At 62.0% G+C, this 16,180-nt stretch carries 11 protein-coding genes; 1 reads left to right on the top strand and 10 read right to left on the bottom strand.

Translation table 11 applies throughout. The annotated features are described in order from the left end of the window. Positions 1-32 precede the first annotated feature (32 nt). The 10 genes from CX511_RS08520 to CX511_RS08565 form a co-directional block, all read right to left on the bottom strand. Positions 33-1,661: a BatD family protein gene (locus tag CX511_RS08520; protein ID WP_045187300.1), complete on the bottom strand. Its 1,629-nt coding sequence runs from the start codon at positions 1,659-1,661 to the stop codon at positions 33-35. Next, positions 1,658-3,385, bottom strand: coding sequence for a vWA domain-containing protein (locus CX511_RS08525; protein WP_101292086.1), 1,728 nt, complete (start codon positions 3,383-3,385; stop codon positions 1,658-1,660). The genes CX511_RS08520 and CX511_RS08525 overlap by 4 nt, the downstream gene beginning before the upstream one ends. Continuing rightward, complete coding sequence (locus CX511_RS08530; protein WP_101292085.1) at positions 3,382-4,458, bottom strand: vWA domain-containing protein; 1,077 nt, start codon at positions 4,456-4,458, stop codon at positions 3,382-3,384. Before CX511_RS08530 ends, CX511_RS08525 begins: the two co-directional genes overlap by 4 nt. After that, complete coding sequence (locus CX511_RS08535; RefSeq protein WP_045187306.1) at positions 4,451-4,945, bottom strand: DUF4381 domain-containing protein; 495 nt, start codon at positions 4,943-4,945, stop codon at positions 4,451-4,453. Before CX511_RS08535 ends, CX511_RS08530 begins: the two co-directional genes overlap by 8 nt. After that, on the bottom strand, positions 4,942-5,886 hold the full coding sequence (locus CX511_RS08540) for a DUF58 domain-containing protein (protein WP_045187308.1): 945 nt from the start codon (positions 5,884-5,886) through the stop codon (positions 4,942-4,944). The genes CX511_RS08535 and CX511_RS08540 overlap by 4 nt, the downstream gene beginning before the upstream one ends. 4 nt (positions 5,887-5,890) lie before the next feature. Then, positions 5,891-6,850 (bottom strand): AAA family ATPase, encoded by a 960-nt coding sequence (locus CX511_RS08545; RefSeq protein WP_045187310.1) that lies wholly within the window; start codon positions 6,848-6,850, stop codon positions 5,891-5,893. Positions 6,851-7,091: 241 nt separating this feature from the next. After that, on the bottom strand, positions 7,092-8,420 hold the full coding sequence (locus CX511_RS08550) for an MFS transporter (RefSeq protein WP_045187312.1): 1,329 nt from the start codon (positions 8,418-8,420) through the stop codon (positions 7,092-7,094). A 46-nt stretch (positions 8,421-8,466) separates the two neighbouring features. After that, the gene (lhgD, locus tag CX511_RS08555) at positions 8,467-9,660 is read right to left on the bottom strand and encodes an L-2-hydroxyglutarate dehydrogenase (RefSeq protein ID WP_101292084.1); all 1,194 of its coding nucleotides are present in this window, start codon (positions 9,658-9,660) and stop codon (positions 8,467-8,469) included. 117 nt (positions 9,661-9,777) lie between these two features. Then, positions 9,778-10,488 (bottom strand): FadR/GntR family transcriptional regulator, encoded by a 711-nt coding sequence (locus tag CX511_RS08560; RefSeq protein WP_045187316.1) that lies wholly within the window; start codon positions 10,486-10,488, stop codon positions 9,778-9,780. 74 nt (positions 10,489-10,562) lie between these two features. After that, positions 10,563-10,916: a hypothetical protein gene (locus tag CX511_RS08565; RefSeq protein ID WP_045187318.1), complete on the bottom strand. Its 354-nt coding sequence runs from the start codon at positions 10,914-10,916 to the stop codon at positions 10,563-10,565. Positions 10,917-11,266: 350 nt separating this feature from the next. Between CX511_RS08565 and CX511_RS08570 the strand changes: the two genes are divergently transcribed. Beyond that, positions 11,267-16,132, top strand: a complete 4,866-nt coding sequence (locus tag CX511_RS08570) for an NAD-glutamate dehydrogenase (protein ID WP_101292083.1) — start codon at positions 11,267-11,269, stop codon at positions 16,130-16,132. The last annotated feature ends 48 nt before the right edge of the window (positions 16,133-16,180 follow it).

Below are 16,180 nucleotides of genomic sequence, written 5' to 3' on the forward strand. Positions count from 1 at the left end.
GCCGGCGCAACGCATGGGCGTCACGCCTTGGGTTATTTGGGATACAACGGTGGCAGGCTGCCGTTTTCGCTCACAGTCGGCTGGATCTGTTCTGCCGCCGGGATGGTGCCAATGGCACGCCAGAGTTCATCACCCTGCCAATAGTGCCCGCTTTCGCTGTAGAGGGCACCGTTGAGACCGTCCAGGGCGTCGGATAGCGGCACGAAGCGGGCAGCCATTTCCGCCAGGGTTTCCGGTTGTTGTCGGGCCCAGGCGTCCAGGGCTTGGCGAGTGGCCTGGGGGTCGTTGGCCTGGCACGCGCGCTTGAGGTCGTCCAGCAAGGTGCGTGGGCTAGGTCCCGCCTGGGCAGCGCGCAGCACCGCCGGTTGCGAGCGGGCGCGCCACCACAGGGTAAAGCCGGCCAGGGTGCTCAGGGCCAGGAGTAAAGTGCTCAGTTGCCAGGGCCAGAGTGGGCGGGTGGTGACACTAACCGGGTCGATGTTGGCCGGCTTGTCGGCACTCAGAGCCGGGTTGTCCTGGATCTGCAGGCTGCGCGCCGGCAGGCTGCTGTGCTCCAAGTGGTCTTCGCGGGTGTTCCACCAGAACACTTCTTGAGCCGGCAGCTCCAGCGTGCCGCTGTGGGTCGGGACCAAGGCTTCACGTTCTTCACGGATGCCGAGCAAGCCGCGGTCGTTGACCTGATTACGCAGTTGCGGCTGGTCCGGGTAGCGGCGTAAGCCGGTGACCTCGGTTACCGGCAGCGGCGGCAGTTGGGCGCTGGACAGGCCCTCCGCCTGCACCGTCACCGTGCGGGTCAGCGAGTCACCGATCTGAATTTGTTGTTGCCCGGGATCAGGGCTCCAATGCTCCTCCAGGCTCAGGTTGTTGGTCGGCAGCCAAGGGGCGTTGGCGGGGTAGTCGCTGGGGATCGGGTTGACCGTCAGTACCAATGGCGTAGAGCTGACCCGCACCTGCTTACCGGCCCTGGGTGAACTAAGTTCCTGATCGGCATCGTTCTGCGCTGCCGTGGCGCTGAATGCCAGGGCCGGGATGTTCAGGTCACCGCTGTGCTGCGGGTAGATCGCGTAGCGCATTTCGATCACGCCATGGCGTACGCCGTCGATCACTTTCTCGAAGGTCCGCGACTCACCCAGGGGCTCGACCTTGGCGTTGTCAATTTGTAGCGGGCTCAAGCTGCTGTCGTCGTACAGCGGCACCGAATGGTAGATGCTCAGGGTCAGTACCGCCTGAGCCTGCACATAGACTTCGGGTTGATCGAGACTGGCATCAATGAACACCGGACCGTGATTTTCGCTGCTGGCTTCTTGCGCCAGTACTTGCAGGCTGATCGGTTCGCTGCGTAATTCACCCATCTGCAGGGCCGGGATTTCCACACTGCCGCTCTGGCGCGGCAGCAGGGTGATGATCCAACGGGTACCGGCGGTGTTATGGTCGTCAAGGCTGTTGAGGCTGTTGACCTGGCGGGTGTCACGCACGTCGAAGTTGGCCTCCAGGGGGCTCAGGTCCGGTTTGCCAAACTGTGTCACATCCTGGGTCTGCAAGGTCAGTTCAAGGGTTTCGCCAGCGTTCAGGCGCGTACGATCAACGCTGGCAAGCAGCGACGCGGCATGCACCTGCAGGCTGAGGAAGAGGCCGAGTACAAAGGCGCAGGCGCGACTCATTGATGGGGTTCCTGATGTTGTTGCTGTTCGTACCAGAATTTACGCCGCAGCAGTTCGGCCGGATTATCCGGGATCTGCCGTAGCCATTGTTCCAGGGCCTGACGCTGTTCGGCATCCAGGGTGCTGTCGAGTGGGCGCTGGGGCGGTCGGGTCGTTTGTTCATTATCCGCATTGCTGGCCAGGTTCTGTGCCTGCTCGCTGGCATTGCTGTCGTTCTTGTTGCTGTCGCTGGGCTGTTGCGAGGGTTTTTCGCTGGCCGGGTCCTGATTGTTCTGGGCGCTGCTGCTGGTGTCGACTTGTGCGCTGGGGGCACTCTGCTGCGCTTCCTGCGTGGGTTGTTCGGGCTGTTTGGGTTGTTCAGCCTGACGTTGTTGTAGCAGTTGTTCGACCAGGGCCTTATTGCTTAAGGCAGGTTGCAATTCCGGCTGTTTTTCAAGCGCCTGCTCATAGGCATCAAGGGCCGCTTCAAGTTCCCCACTGCGGGCCAAGGCGTTACCGCGGTTGTAGTGATCGGCGGCGCTGTTACCCTGGGCAAACAAGCGTGCTGCACCGTCGTAGTCACCGGCCTCATACAGGGCCAGGCCTTTCCATTGGCGGTCTTCGAAGTGCTGGGCGGCTTCATTCGGTCGTTGTTGTTCGAGCAGGTGTTGGCCTTGCTGGTCGGGACGCAGCCACAGGTCAGTGAACTCGAAGGCGTAGCTCGGTCGCGGCACTAGAAACAATAGCGGCAGGCAGAACAACCAACCACGGCGTCCGGCGCAGGCCGCCAACAGCAGGAGCGGCAACAACAGCCAATAGCCCTGGTCGGCCCAGCTATCCAGCTGCAAGGTATGACCATCATCGCGCAGGCTTTTCGGGTTCTCGAACAGGCGCAAGCCGCGCAGGTCAAGGTCGTCGATGCGGGCATTGCGGTAGCGCCCCCCGGTGCTGCTGACAAAGGCCTTGAGGCTGGCACTTTCCAAGCGTGGCATGAGAATGCCGCCCTGATCGTCCTTGAGGAACTCACCATTGGCTTGCTTGACCGGTGCACCTTGCGCAGAGCCGATACCGAGCATCAACAGGCTAGGCCCCCGACGGCCCAGGGCCTGCTTGATGCCGGCACGCTCCTGTGGGCTCAGGGATGAGCCGACCAACAGTAAGCGCCCCTGACCCAGGCCAGCCTGGGCCAGCAGTGCCAGGCCTTTGCGAACCGCCAGATCGGCGCGCTGACCAGCCTGGGGCATGATCGACGGGTCGAGGGCTTCGAGCAGGTTGCGGCTGGTGGCCAGGTCGTCGGACAGCGGCACCAAGGTGTGGGCACTGCCGGCATAGACGATGATTGCGGTCTGGCTGTCGCGGCGATGCTCAAGCAGGTCGAGTATCTTGCGTCGCGCCTGTTCCAGGCGGGTAGGCGCAGCATCCTCGGCAAGCATCTGTGGGGTCAGCTCCAGCAGAATCACCAGCGGATCGGCGGGGCGCTGACGGGTTTCCTCCAGGCGCTGCCAGCTAGGACCGACCAGGGCCAGAACCGTGAGCAACCAGGCCAGGCCAAGGGCAATCCACGGCAACTTGCTGTCGCGGCCATTGCCCCCACCCAGAAGTACGGCATGAAAGCTGGGTGGCAGAATCATCTGCCAGCGTCCGGCGCGTTTCTGTCGATGCCAGAGCTTGAACAGCAACCAGACAAGCAGCGGCAGGACAATCAGCCAGATCGGGCGTAGCCATTGCGGCCAGAGTGCGATCATCGGCGTCTCCTCAGGCGCAGGCGCTTGAGCCGTTCACGCCATTGCGGGTGCGGCACCAGAAAGCTCGGGCGCCGCAGCAGCCGTTGAAGCCGATTGTCCGGCCATTGTTCGTGTATCACCAGCAGTACGCTCAGAAGCAGCGCCAGGGCCAGTGGCCAACTGTACAAGGCTTGCGCTGTACGGGCTTGAGTCGGTTGTTGGGCAACCGGTTCCAAGCGGTCGAGGGCATCGTCGATATCGCGTAGCTCCTGACCGTCACGGGCACGGAAATAGGTACCACCGGTCAGTTCGGCGATTTCCTTGAGTGAGGCCTCGTCCAGGTCCAGACTCGGGTTGATCCCGAGCAAACCGGCGTTACCGGTCTCTTGCGGATCGGCGCCGATGCCGATGGTGTAGATCCGCACGTGTTCCTGGGCCGCCAGGCGCGCCGCTGTCAGTGGGTGGATCTGCCCGCCGTTATTGGCGCCGTCGGTGACCAGCACCAACACGCGGCTCTGCGATGGACGCTGGCGCAGACGCTTGAGGGCTAGGCCAATGGCGTCGCCGATGGCCGTGTTCTTGCCGGCAATGCCGATCTGCGCTTCGTCGAGGAAGGTGCGTACGGTATGGCGGTCGAAGGTTAGCGGCGCCTGCAGATAGGCCTGGCTGCCAAACAGAATCAGGCCAACGCGGTCACCCTGACGAGCTTCGAGAAAGTCGCCGAGCAGGGCTTTGACCAGGCTCAGGCGGCTAACCTCTTCGTCCTGCCATTGCATGTCGGGGAAGTCCATGGACCCGGAGACGTCCACCGCGACCAGCAGATCGCGGCCGCTGGCAGCCACCGGCAAGGGTTCGCCCAGCCATTGCGGGCGAGCGGCGGCAAACAGGAGCAATAGCCAGATCAGGATGAACGGTGCCTGTTGGCGCCAAGTTGGCAGATTCAGCCGCGCCCGGCGCCCGGCCAGACCTTCGAGTTCGTCGAGGAAGCTGACCTTGAGCACCGGTTCGCCGCTGTCGGCGGTGGGCAGCAGCCAGCGCGCCAGCCAAGGCAGCGGCAACAGCAGGAACACCCACGGCCAGGCCAATTCAAACATGTTTGCGAATCCAGGTTTCGACCGCGTGATTGAGCCCGGCGATGGCCTTGTCGTCGAGCTTGCATTCAGGTTTGTAGGCGCCTTCGACCAGGACCATCCAGCGGGTCAGGCCGGCAGCCGGGCAACGGTTGTCGAGAAACGCCAGCCACTGCCGACCGTTGAGGGTATGGCTATGACTGCCGGGGTAATGGTTGCGGCACAAGCGCTTGAGCAGGGCATTGATCTGCTGCAGCCAGGCACCGGCGGGTTCGCCGTCGTAGGGTTTGGGCAGGCGCGCCAGTTCCGCCAGGGCTTCGATGCGGATCGGGTCCAGTGGCAGTTCGGCGCGCACAATCGGTTTATTGCCCGCACGCCAGAGGTGCAGGCGCCACAGGCCCCATCCCAGTAATGGCAATAACGCCAGTAACGCCCACCAGCCGGGTGCCAGCGGCCACCAGCCCACAGGTGGCGGGGCGATCAGCGGTTGCAGTTGCTCCAGTGAGCTCACTGGACTTTCCCCGGTCGTTGCGCGTTGAGGTACTCGCGCAGTTGTTCAATCATTTCACTTTGGGTGCTCAGCGGCATAAGCACCACCCGCAGTTTTTGCGCCAGCAGCTCCCAACGCTCGATGCGTGCATCGCTTTGTTGACGGTAGCTCTGGCGTAGGGTCGGGTCGAGGGTGTCGAGTTCCAATTGTGCGCCGCGCTGGGCAAAACGCAGCAGGCCGGCGGCGGGCAAGGCATGGTCGAGCGGGTCGGACAGCGGCAGCAGGAGCAGGTCGCAGTGTCGCGCCAGCAGGCTCAATTGCTGCTCCACCGTCGGGCTCAACGCGCGTTCGTCGCAAATGATGATCGCCAGACTGCCGGGGCGCAGCACTTCACGGGCGCGGCGCAAGGCCAGGCCAAGGCTGTCTGCTTGAGGCTGGGCTTCGGTATGCAGCGCCTGATTGACTCGGGCCAGGCGGTTGAGCAACTGCAGCAGGCTTTGTTTGCTGCGTCGTGGCTTGATTTCATAATGCTCGTTGTCGCCGAATACCAGGCCGCCGATGCGGTCGTTGTGGCCCAGCGCGGCCCAGCCGATCAGGGCCGCTGCCTGGGCAGCAAGCACCGATTTGAACATCAGGCCGGAGCCGAAGAACAGCCGTTGGCTCTGCTCGACGAGAATGAAGATCGGTCGCTCACGTTCTTCGTGGAACAGCTTGGTATGTGGCTCCTGTGTGCGTGCTGTCACCCGCCAGTCGATATTGCGCACATCGTCGCCAGCCTGGTAGACCCGCACCTGGTCGAAGTCGACCCCGCGGCCACGCAGTTTCGAGTGGTGCAGGCCCACCAGCGGACTGCGCTGGCCGGGTCGTGAGAACAGCTGCACTTCGCGCACGCGATGACGCATCTCGATCAGCTCGGCGAGGCTGATGCGGATTCCGGGCGCGGCCAGCAAGCGTTCAGGCATGGCGTCAGGCGACAGCGACGACGTCGAGGATGCGCTGGATCACCCGGTCCTGATCAATCCCGGCGGCTTCCGCCTCGAAGGACAGAATGATGCGATGGCGCAACACATCGAACAGCACCGCCTGGATGTCTTCTGGGCTGACGAAGTCACGACCGGCCAGCCAGGCGTGGGCCCGCGCACAGCGGTCGAGTGCAATCGAGCCACGCGGGCTGGCGCCATAGGCGATCCAGTCGGCCAGCTCCAGGTCGAATTTGGCCGGGGTACGGGTGGCCATGACCAGTTGCACCAGGTATTCCTCCACGGCATCGGCCATGTACAGCCCGAGGATTTCCTTGCGGGCGGCGAAGATTGCCTGTTGGCTGACCCGGCGCTCGGGCTTGGCTTCGCCGTTGAGTGCCTCGCCACGGGCCTGTTGGAGAATGCGGCGCTCCACCGAGGCGTCCGGGAAACCGATTTTCACATGCATGAGGAAGCGGTCTAGCTGGGCTTCGGGCAGCGGGTAGGTGCCTTCCTGTTCGATCGGGTTTTGTGTGGCCATGACCAGGAACAGTGGCGACAGCTCGTAAGTGCTGCGCCCAACACTGACCTGGCGCTCCGCCATGGCTTCGAGCAGCGCCGACTGCACCTTGGCCGGTGCCCGGTTGATCTCGTCGGCCAGCACCAGGTTGTGGAAGATCGGTCCTTGCTGGAACACGAAACTGCCGGTTTCCGGGCGATAGATCTCGGTGCCGGTGATGTCGGCCGGAAGCAGGTCGGGAGTGAACTGGATACGATGGAACTCGGCTTCGACGCCTTCGGCCAGTTCCTTGATCGCCTTGGTCTTGGCCAGACCAGGGGCGCCTTCGACCAGCATATGGCCGTCGGCCAGAAGCACGATGAGCAAACGCTCGACGAGTTTTTCTTGGCCAAGGATCTGGGTGGAAAGAAAGGTGCGCAGCGCGATCAGCGCCTCACGGTGTTCCATCGTTGAAGGTTCCTGGACAAAAGCCAGGGCGTACCGCGTCTAAGCGCCCGGGCGGGGGCTGTTACTTTAATGCATCCGGGGTTGAAAAGCATCGCGGGGCGGTAGGCGCAATAGATTCGTAGCCGCTGCCGCCAGGCTGCAATCGGCTGCGAAGCAGTCGTCATTCAGTCACCATGATGGGGCTGAATGACGGCCGTTTCACGCCCGGTCGCAGCCTGGCGGCAGCGGCTACGGCGATCACTCAGTTCTTGAAGGTGGAATGCTTGCGGCCTTGGTCAAAGCAGGCAAACACCACCACCAACACCGCTGCCACAGCCAGGATCACCGCCACACCATCGGTGGAGTGGGTCGCCGAGCTTGCAACCAGGGCCAGACCACCCAGGGGCGCCAGGCCGCCGGCTACCGCAGTGCCAATCTCACGGCCGGTACCAAAGCCCGAGGCGCGAGTCTGGGTCGGGAACTGGCGGCTGAGGAACGAGCCCTGAGGCGCAAACATCATCGGCGCAAGGATGCCGGTACCGATGGCGATGGCCAGGTAGATCATCATTGGCTCGCCAGTGTTGAGCAGGGCCAGGAACGGATAAGCGAACAGCACCGAGAACACCCCGCCCAGCATCAGCACAGCCTTACTGCTCCACTTGTCGCACAGCCAGCCGAAGAACGGTACGGCGATAATCGCCACCAGGCTGGCGATGGTCACCGACAACGACGTGACATGGGCTTCAACCCCTTTGTACTGGGTCAGGTAGGCCAGCGAGAAGGTCTTGAAAATGTAGCTCAGAGCGTTGTAGCCAATGGCAACGAAGAACACCACTGCCAGCCCCTTGAGGTCGTTTTTGAACAGCAGCTTGAGCGGTGACACTTGTGCTTTGTTTGGCGTCTTGTCCAACTCTTTGAAATCCGGGGTTTCCGGGATGCTCCTGCGCACCCACAGGCCGACTGCGACCAGTACGATGCTGCAGATGAACGGGATGCGCCAGCCACCGGAGAGCAGGAACTCGTTGCCGTTCATGGTCAGCACGTACACGGTCAGCGACGACAGCAGCAAGCCCAGGTTCAGCCCCAATGCTGGCCAGGCACCCTGGCTGCCGCGCTTGCCTTCGCTGGCGTGCTCATAGGAGGTGACCGCTGCGGCGGAGAGTTCGGCACCCGCGCCCAGGCCCTGAATGACCCGTACCAGGACGAGGATGATCGGTGCCCAGATGCCGATGGAGGCGTAGCTGGGGATCAGGCCAATCAGGGTGGTGCACACACCCATCAGGCAGAAGGTAATGACCAGCACCTGCTTGCGTCCGAAGCGGTCACCCAGGTAACCGAACAGGATGCCGCCAAAGGGTCGGGCAATAAAGCCGATGGCGAAGGTGGAAAAGGCCAGCAGCGAGGCCACGGCCGGATTGCTCGGGTCGAAGAACACCTTGGAAAACACGATCGCCGCCATGGTGGCGTACAAGTAGAAGTCATACCACTCCAGCATCGAGCCGAAGATGGTTGCAGCAGCGACCTTACGCAGGCGCTTTTTCTTCTGTTCCGGGGTTTCTGTCGCGGCCGCAGCCGTCTCATGTACCGACATAAGCGGTTTCCTTTTTGTCTTTGTAGTTATGGTGTGCAGCAGGGTTTCAACGGGTTTTGAAGATCCGGTCGGCGATCATCTGGCCGATCGGGATCGCCGAGGTGGCGGCCGGCGACGGTGCGTTGCAGACGTGGACCATGCGTGGCGTCTCGGCGAACAGGAAGTCATGCACCAACGTGCCGTCACGCATCACCGCCTGGGCGCGGATGCCGGCTTCATAGGGCAACAGGTCTTCGATGTTCAGCGAAGGGCAGTACTTGCGGCATTGCTCCAGGTAACCGCCCTTGAACAGTGAGTTCTTCATCTCGGTGGTGCCAGAGCCGAGGTTGTTCCAGAGGGTTTTCCAGAATCCGGGGAAGCGTGCGTACTCGGCAACGTCGCGCCAGTTCACCGAAAACTTTTTGTAGTTCTCACGGCCCAGGCCCAGCACCGCGTTGGGGCCAACGGTGACGCTACCGTCGATCATCCGCGTCAGGTGCACGCCGAGAAACGGCAATTCAGGGTCCGGGATCGGGTAGATAAGATGGTTGACGATGTCGTTCTTGCTGGCGGGCAGGCGGAAGTATTCGCCACGGAACGGGATGATCTGATGGTCGATCTTGACCCCGGCCAGGGCTGCCAGGCGGTCCGATTGCAGACCGGCGCAGGCAACCAGCTGGCGAGCACGCCAGACCTTGTCATCGCTGCTGATGGTGACATCGTCGCCGCTCTCGACAATGGCGCGCACGGTGGTCGACAACTGCACCTCGCCACCGGCGGCCTGGATCACCCGCGCCATGGCCTGGCAGACCTGCTTGTAGTCGACAATGCCGGTGGCATCGAGAAACAGCCCGCCCAGACCAACGATGTTCGGCTCGCGGCGTTGCAGTTCGGCTGCATCCAGGCGCTCGACCTTGAGGCCGTTGTGCTGCGAACGCTCGTACAACGCGTGCATGCGCTGAACTTCCAGCGGGGTAGAGGCAACCAGCAATTTGCCACAGACATCGAACGTGATCTGGTGCTCGCTGCAGAACGCCTTGGTTGCCTCGGCGCCACGCTTGCACAGGTCAGCCTTGAGGCTGCCGGGGGCGTAATAGATACCCGCATGGATCACGCCACTGTTGTGTCCGGTCTGATGCCTGGCCAGGCTCGCTTCCTTTTCCAGGATCAGCAGTGAGGCGCCAGGCTGGCGCTCAAGCAGTGCCATGGCGGTCGCGAGGCCGACAATGCCGCCGCCGATGATGCAATAGTCGTAAATCATGCAGGTGTCACCTTGGCTTGTTCTTATCAGAGAGTCTGCTTATCAGGTTGTCAGACTAAGTCGGTCAAACAAAAGGCGCTGTGCACCAGCGCCGGTTAGAGACGGTAATTCAAAGGGTCAATCGATGCTTGGCAATTCCAGTTTCAGGCGTTTGGCGGAAGCACGCAGGTGAGCTTCGGCGCAGGCCGCGGCGGCATGGCGATCGCCGTCAACGATGGCCTGATACAGCGCCTGGTGTTCGCGGTTGGCGTCAGCAGAGCCCCCCACCGAGTGGGCGGCGGAGTTTTCCCAGGCGGTCTTGCGTGCCGCGGCCAGCTGGCCACGGAGAAAGTCGTGGAAGGCGACGAAATAATCGTTCTTGCTGGCATCGGCAATGGCGCGGTGGAACTCGACGTCGGCGGCGGCTGCCGCAGCAAAGTCGCTGCGTTTGTCGAGCATCTCCTGCAGGGCTTTGTTCATGCGCGCCAGGTCCGCTGCATCGCGGCGTTGGGCCGCCACCGAGGCGGCCTGGGTCTCGATCCACAGACGCACTTCGAACATCTGCACCAGGTCGGGGCTGCGGCCTTGTGCGGAAGGGAAGCGGAACACCGTGCCGGTGGGTGTTTGCGAAATATAAGAACCCAGGCCGCGGCGGGCGATCAGCACCCCATCCGCCTTGAGCTGGGCTACGGCTTCGCGCACCACCGAGCGGCTGACGTTCAGTTGTTCGGCCAGTTGCTGCTCGGTGGGCAGGCGCGCTTCGGCCGCCAGGCGTCCGGAATCGATCTCTGCACGGATGGCACCGACGACGCGTTCGACCAGCGTGTCAGGGCGCTGAAGCTCAAGCATGGGGTCTAGCTCATTAATCAGGTTGTCAGACAATGCCTTCGAGGCAGTTGCTTGTCAAGAAACTGCAGCTGCGATTACAGCTCGCTGACGTAGGTGCCGGTGCCCTTGAGGATGTTCTGCAGGGTTTCGTCGACCTCGGCAAGGTCGGTGCCGTCGCTGCTGAGGAGAATCTCCAGATGGTCGTCGCCACCGAGGGCGTCGGCATCCAGCGGTGCAACCTCGATCAGCAAGCGTTTGGTGCTGAACGTGACCTTCAAACCTTCGACGGGGGCGTAATGCTCGTCGAGCGTAATGTCCACACGGTCTTCGTCCGGGTAGCGGGTCATGAGGAACATCTGGCCCTTGTCGCTGTGGCAGCACAGGGTGGCCATGTTGTCTTCTTCATCATCGCAAGGGGTGGCGAAGAGCAGGGCGGTGGTCAGTTGCATGGGGGGCTCGATCAATAAGTTGAAACACGATTTTGCCAGTCTTCGGCCCAGGGATAAACGAGCAGTTGCACCTCAATGACCGAATATGTCGCAGCACCGCAAGCAGGGGCGGGTGGGCACTCGTTAAGCTGCGCTGTCGATGGTCACCCGTAAAGACACAGCCCGGTCTGGAGCAGTCGTTTTTGCAGATGCCCATCCGTGGAATTGGTGAATGTGACTAATGAGTCGTGTTTTGCGCCTGTTCTTATGGTTTTACCGTCTTCCTGCTACGGGTTGGCTATCGTTGATCCGTAGATGGCGGACGCGCGCGACGCTTCACTCAATAACAAAGCCCAAGCGGAGTACCACAGATGGCGTTTTTCACCGCAGCCAGCAAAGCCGACTTCCAGCATCAACTGCAAGCGGCCCTGGCGCAGCACATCAGCGAACAGGCACTGCCACAAGTGGCGCTGTTTGCCGAACAGTTCTTCGGCATCATCTCTCTTGACGAGCTCACCCAGCGCCGCCTGTCGGATCTGGCCGGTTGCACCCTGTCGGCCTGGCGCATTATCGAACGCTTCGATCCTGCCCATCCTGAAGTTCACGTCTACAACCCTGATTACGAGCGTCATGGCTGGCAGTCGACCCACACGGCGGTCGAAGTCCTGCACCATGACCTGCCTTTCCTGGTCGACTCGGTGCGCACCGAGCTCAACCGCCGCGGTTACAGCATCCATACCCTGCAGACCACCGTCCTGAGTGTGCGTCGCGGACCTAAGGGTGAGCTGCTGGAAATTCTGCCCAAGGGCACCCAGGGTGAGGGCGTTTCGCAAGAATCGCTGATGTACCTGGAAATCGACCGCTGCGCCAACGCCGCCGAACTCAATGTGCTGACCCGCGAACTGGAGCAGGTGTTGGCTGAAGTGCGCGTCGCGGTAGCCGATTTCGAACCGATGAAAGCCAAGCTGAGTGAGCTGCTGACGCTGGTCGAGCAAACCGCCTACACCCCGGCGCAGACCGAGAAGGCTGAGGTCAAAGATTTTCTGGAGTGGTTGCTGGGCAACCACTTCACCTTCCTCGGTTATGAAGAGTTTGTTGTTCAGGGCGATGCCCAGGGCGGCCAATTGGTTTACGACGAACAGTCGTTCCTCGGCCTGACCCGCCTGCTGCGCGCCGGCCTCACCGCCGAAGACCTGCGCATCGAAGATTATGCGGTCAACTACCTCAACGAGCCGCTGCTGCTGTCCTTCGCCAAGGCCGCTTACCCGAGCCGCGTGCATCGTCCGGCTTACCCGGATTATGTATCGATCCGCCAGCTGGACGCCGACGGCAAGGTCATCAAAGAATGCCGCTTCATGGGCCTGTACACCTCTTCGGTGTACGGCGAAAGCGTGCGCTCGATTCCGTATATCCGTGGCAAGGTCGCCGAAGTCGAGCGTCGCTCTGGCTTCGACCCTAAAGCCCACCTGGGCAAAGAGCTGGCGCAGGTTCTGGAAGTGCTGCCGCGCGACGATCTGTTCCAGACGCCGGTCGATGAGATGTTCAGCACCGTGATGTCGATCGTGCAGATCCAGGAGCGCAACAAGATTCGCGTGTTCCTGCGCAAGGATCCGTACGGTCGCTTCTGCTACTGCCTGGCGTATGTGCCGCGGGATATCTACTCCACCGAAGTGCGGCAGAAAATCCAGCAAGTGCTGATGGATCGCCTCAAGGCCAGCGACTGCGAGTTCTGGACCTTCTTCTCCGAGTCGGTACTGGCCCGTGTGCAGTTGATCCTGCGCGTCGATCCGAAGAATCGTATCGACATCGACCCGCAACAGCTGGAAAACGAAGTGATCCAGGCCTGCCGTTCGTGGCAGGACGACTTTGCCAGCCTCACCGTCGAGAGCTTCGGCGAAGCGCAGGGCACCAACATCCTTGCCGACTTCCCCAAGGGCTTCCCGGCAGGTTACCGCGAGCGCTTTGCCGCGCACTCGGCAGTGGTCGACATGCATCACTTGCTGACCCTGTCCGAACGCAAACCGCTGGTCATGAGCTTCTATCAGCCGCTGACCCAGGCCGGCAAACAGCAACTGCACTGCAAGCTGTACCACGCCGATACGCCGCTGGCGCTCTCCGACGTTCTGCCGATCCTGGAAAACCTTGGCCTGCGTGTGCTTGGCGAGTTCCCATACCGCTTGCGCCATGCCAGCGGCCGTGAGTTCTGGATTCATGATTTCGCCTTCACCTACAGCGAAGGCCTGGACCTGGACATCCAGCAACTCAACGACACGCTGCAGGACGCCTTTGTCCATATCGTCAAAGGCGATGCGGAAAACGACGCCTTCAACCGCCTGGTACTGACCGCCGGCTTGCCATGGCGCGACGTGGCCCTGCTGCGTGCCTATGCCCGCTACCTCAAGCAGATCCGCCTGGGTTTCGACCTGGGGTACATCGCCAGCACCTTGAACAACCACACCGACATCGCGCGCGAACTGACCCGGTTGTTCAAGACCCGCTTCTACCTGGCACGCAAGCTCGCCAGCGATGACCTGGATGACAAGCAGCAGCGTCTGGAACAGGCCATCCTGACCGCTCTGGATGATGTCCAGGTGCTCAACGAAGACCGCATCCTGCGGCGCTACCTGGACCTGATCAAGGCCACCCTGCGTACCAACTTCTACCAGACCGACGCTCAAGGTCAGGCCAAGTCGTACTTCAGCTTCAAGTTCAATCCCAAGCTGATTCCCGAACTGCCCAAGCCTGTGCCCAAGTTCGAGATATTCGTCTACTCGCCGCGCGTCGAAGGCGTGCACCTGCGCTTTGGCAACGTCGCCCGTGGCGGTTTGCGCTGGTCGGACCGTGAGGAAGACTTCCGTACCGAAGTGCTGGGCCTGGTAAAAGCCCAACAGGTCAAGAACTCGGTCATCGTTCCGGTCGGTGCCAAAGGTGGCTTCCTGCCGCGTCGCCTGCCGTTGGGCGGCAGCCGCGATGATATTCAAGCCGAAGGCATCGCTTGCTACCGGATCTTCATTTCCGGTCTGCTGGACATCACCGATAACCTCAAGGACGGCGCCCTGGTACCGCCAGCCAACGTCGTGCGCCACGACGATGACGATCCGTACCTGGTGGTGGCCGCCGACAAGGGCACCGCAACCTTCTCTGACATCGCCAACGGCATTGCCATCGACTACGGCTTCTGGCTCGGCGATGCCTTCGCCTCCGGTGGTTCGGCCGGTTACGACCACAAGAAGATGGGCATCACCGCCCGTGGCGCCTGGGTCGGCGTGCAGCGGCACTTCCGCGAGCGTGGCATCAATGTCCAGGAAGACCCGATCACCGTGGTTGGCGTTGGCGACATGGCTGGTGACGTCTTCGGCAACGGCTTGCTGATGTCCGACAAGCTGCAACTGGTGGCCGCATTCAACCACCTGCACATCTTCATCGATCCGAACCCGGAACCGGCCAGCAGCTTTGCCGAGCGCAAGCGCTTGTTCGACCTGCCGCGCTCGGCCTGGAGCGATTACGACACCAGCATCATGTCCGAAGGCGGCGGGATCTTCCCGCGCAGTGCGAAAAGCATCGCCATCACCGCGCAGATGAAAGAGCGCTTCGCCATCGAAGCCGACAAGCTGACCCCGACCGAGTTGCTCAACGCCTTGCTCAAGGCACCAGTGGACCTGCTCTGGAACGGCGGTATTGGCACCTACGTCAAATCCAGCGAAGAAAGTCACGCTGATGTCGGTGACAAGGCCAACGACGCCTTGCGTGTCGACGGCAACGAGTTGCGCTGCAAAGTGGTCGGCGAGGGCGGTAACCTCGGCATGACCCAGCTGGGCCGTGTCGAATTCGGTCTCAACGGCGGCGCCACCAACACCGACTTCATCGACAACGCCGGTGGTGTGGACTGCTCTGACCACGAGGTCAATATCAAGATCCTGCTCAATGAAGTGGTGCAGGCCGGCGATATGACCGAGAAGCAGCGTAACCAGCTGCTGGGCAGCATGACCGAGGAAGTCTCTGGGCTGGTGCTGGGCAACAACTACAAGCAGACCCAGGCACTGTCTCTGGCGGCGCGCCGGGCTCGCGAGCGGATTGCCGAGTACAAGCGGCTGATGGCTGATCTGGAAAGCCGTGGCAAGCTGGACCGGGCCATCGAGTTCCTGCCGACTGAGGAGCAGTTGGCGGAGCGTCTGGCGGCCAACCAGGGCCTGACCCGTGCCGAGCTGTCGGTGCTGATCTCCTACAGCAAGATCGACCTCAAGGAAGCGCTGCTCAAGTCCTTGGTGCCGGATGATGACTACCTGACCCGCGACATGGAAACCGCGTTCCCGCCGTCGCTGGTGAGCAAATTCGCCGAGGCCATGCGTCGTCACCGCCTCAAGCGCGAAATCGTCAGCACCCAGATCGCCAACGATCTGGTCAACAACATGGGCATCACCTTCGTTCAGCGCCTGAAAGAGTCCACCGGCATGAGCCCGGCGAATGTCGCCGGTGCTTACGTGATCGTGCGTGACATCTTCCACCTGCCGCACTGGTTCCGCCAGATCGAGGCGCTGGACTATCAGGTGCCGGCGGAAATCCAGCTAACCCTGATGGACGAGTTGATGCGTCTGGGCCGTCGGGCGACTCGCTGGTTCCTGCGCAGCCGTCGCAACGAGCAGGATGCCGGGCGTGATGTGGCGCATTTCGGGCCGAAGATCGCCGCCCTCGGCCTGAAGCTTGATGAGCTGCTGGAAGGGCCGACCCGCGAGCGCTGGATGACCCGTTACCAGGGCTTCGTCGAAGCGGGTGTGCCTGAGCTGTTGGCGCGCATGGTCGCGGGGACGACGCACCTGTACACCCTGCTGCCGATCATTGAAGCGTCCGACGTCACTGGCCAGGATCCGGCTGAAGTGGCCAAGGCCTTCTTCGCCGTTGGCAGCGCGCTGGATCTGACCTGGTACCTGCAGGAAATCAGCAACCTGTCGGTAGAGAACAACTGGCAGGCCCTGGCCCGCGAGTCGTTCCGCGATGACATCGACCTGCAGCAGCGGGCGATCACCATCTCGGTCCTGCAGATGGCCGATGCGCCAGCGGACATGGATGCACGGGTCGCGCTGTGGCTGGAGCAGCACCGTGTGATGGTCGAGCGCTGGCGCGCCATGCTTGACGATCTGCGTGCCGCTACCGGAACCGATTACGCTATGTACGCGGTGGCCAACCGCGAGCTGGTGGATTTGGCCATGAGCGGGCAGGCGGTGATGATGCCGTCCTGAGTCTAAAGCAGGTCGAATCCTGAAATAGATTTACACCTATTTCAGCCC

The organism is Pseudomonas sp. S06B 330 (assembly GCF_002845275.2).
Classification (GTDB): Bacteria; Pseudomonadota; Gammaproteobacteria; order Pseudomonadales; family Pseudomonadaceae; genus Aquipseudomonas.

Excerpts from the sequence above, each read along its gene's own strand:
- CX511_RS08520 (WP_045187300.1), bottom strand. The coding sequence starts at position 1,661 with ATGAGTCGCGCCTGCGCCTTTGTACTCGGCCTCTTCCTCAGCCTGCAG.
- CX511_RS08525 (WP_101292086.1), bottom strand. The coding sequence starts at position 3,385 with ATGATCGCACTCTGGCCGCAATGGCTACGCCCGATCTGGCTGATTGTC.
- CX511_RS08530 (WP_101292085.1), bottom strand. The coding sequence starts at position 4,458 with ATGTTTGAATTGGCCTGGCCGTGGGTGTTCCTGCTGTTGCCGCTGCCT.
- CX511_RS08540 (WP_045187308.1), bottom strand. The coding sequence starts at position 5,886 with ATGCCTGAACGCTTGCTGGCCGCGCCCGGAATCCGCATCAGCCTCGCC.
- CX511_RS08545 (WP_045187310.1), bottom strand. The coding sequence starts at position 6,850 with ATGGAACACCGTGAGGCGCTGATCGCGCTGCGCACCTTTCTTTCCACC.
- CX511_RS08550 (WP_045187312.1), bottom strand. The coding sequence starts at position 8,420 with ATGTCGGTACATGAGACGGCTGCGGCCGCGACAGAAACCCCGGAACAG.
- lhgD (WP_101292084.1), bottom strand. The coding sequence starts at position 9,660 with ATGATTTACGACTATTGCATCATCGGCGGCGGCATTGTCGGCCTCGCG.
- CX511_RS08560 (WP_045187316.1), bottom strand. The coding sequence starts at position 10,488 with ATGCTTGAGCTTCAGCGCCCTGACACGCTGGTCGAACGCGTCGTCGGT.
- CX511_RS08565 (WP_045187318.1), bottom strand. The coding sequence starts at position 10,916 with ATGCAACTGACCACCGCCCTGCTCTTCGCCACCCCTTGCGATGATGAA.
- CX511_RS08570 (WP_101292083.1), top strand. The coding sequence starts at position 11,267 with ATGGCGTTTTTCACCGCAGCCAGCAAAGCCGACTTCCAGCATCAACTG.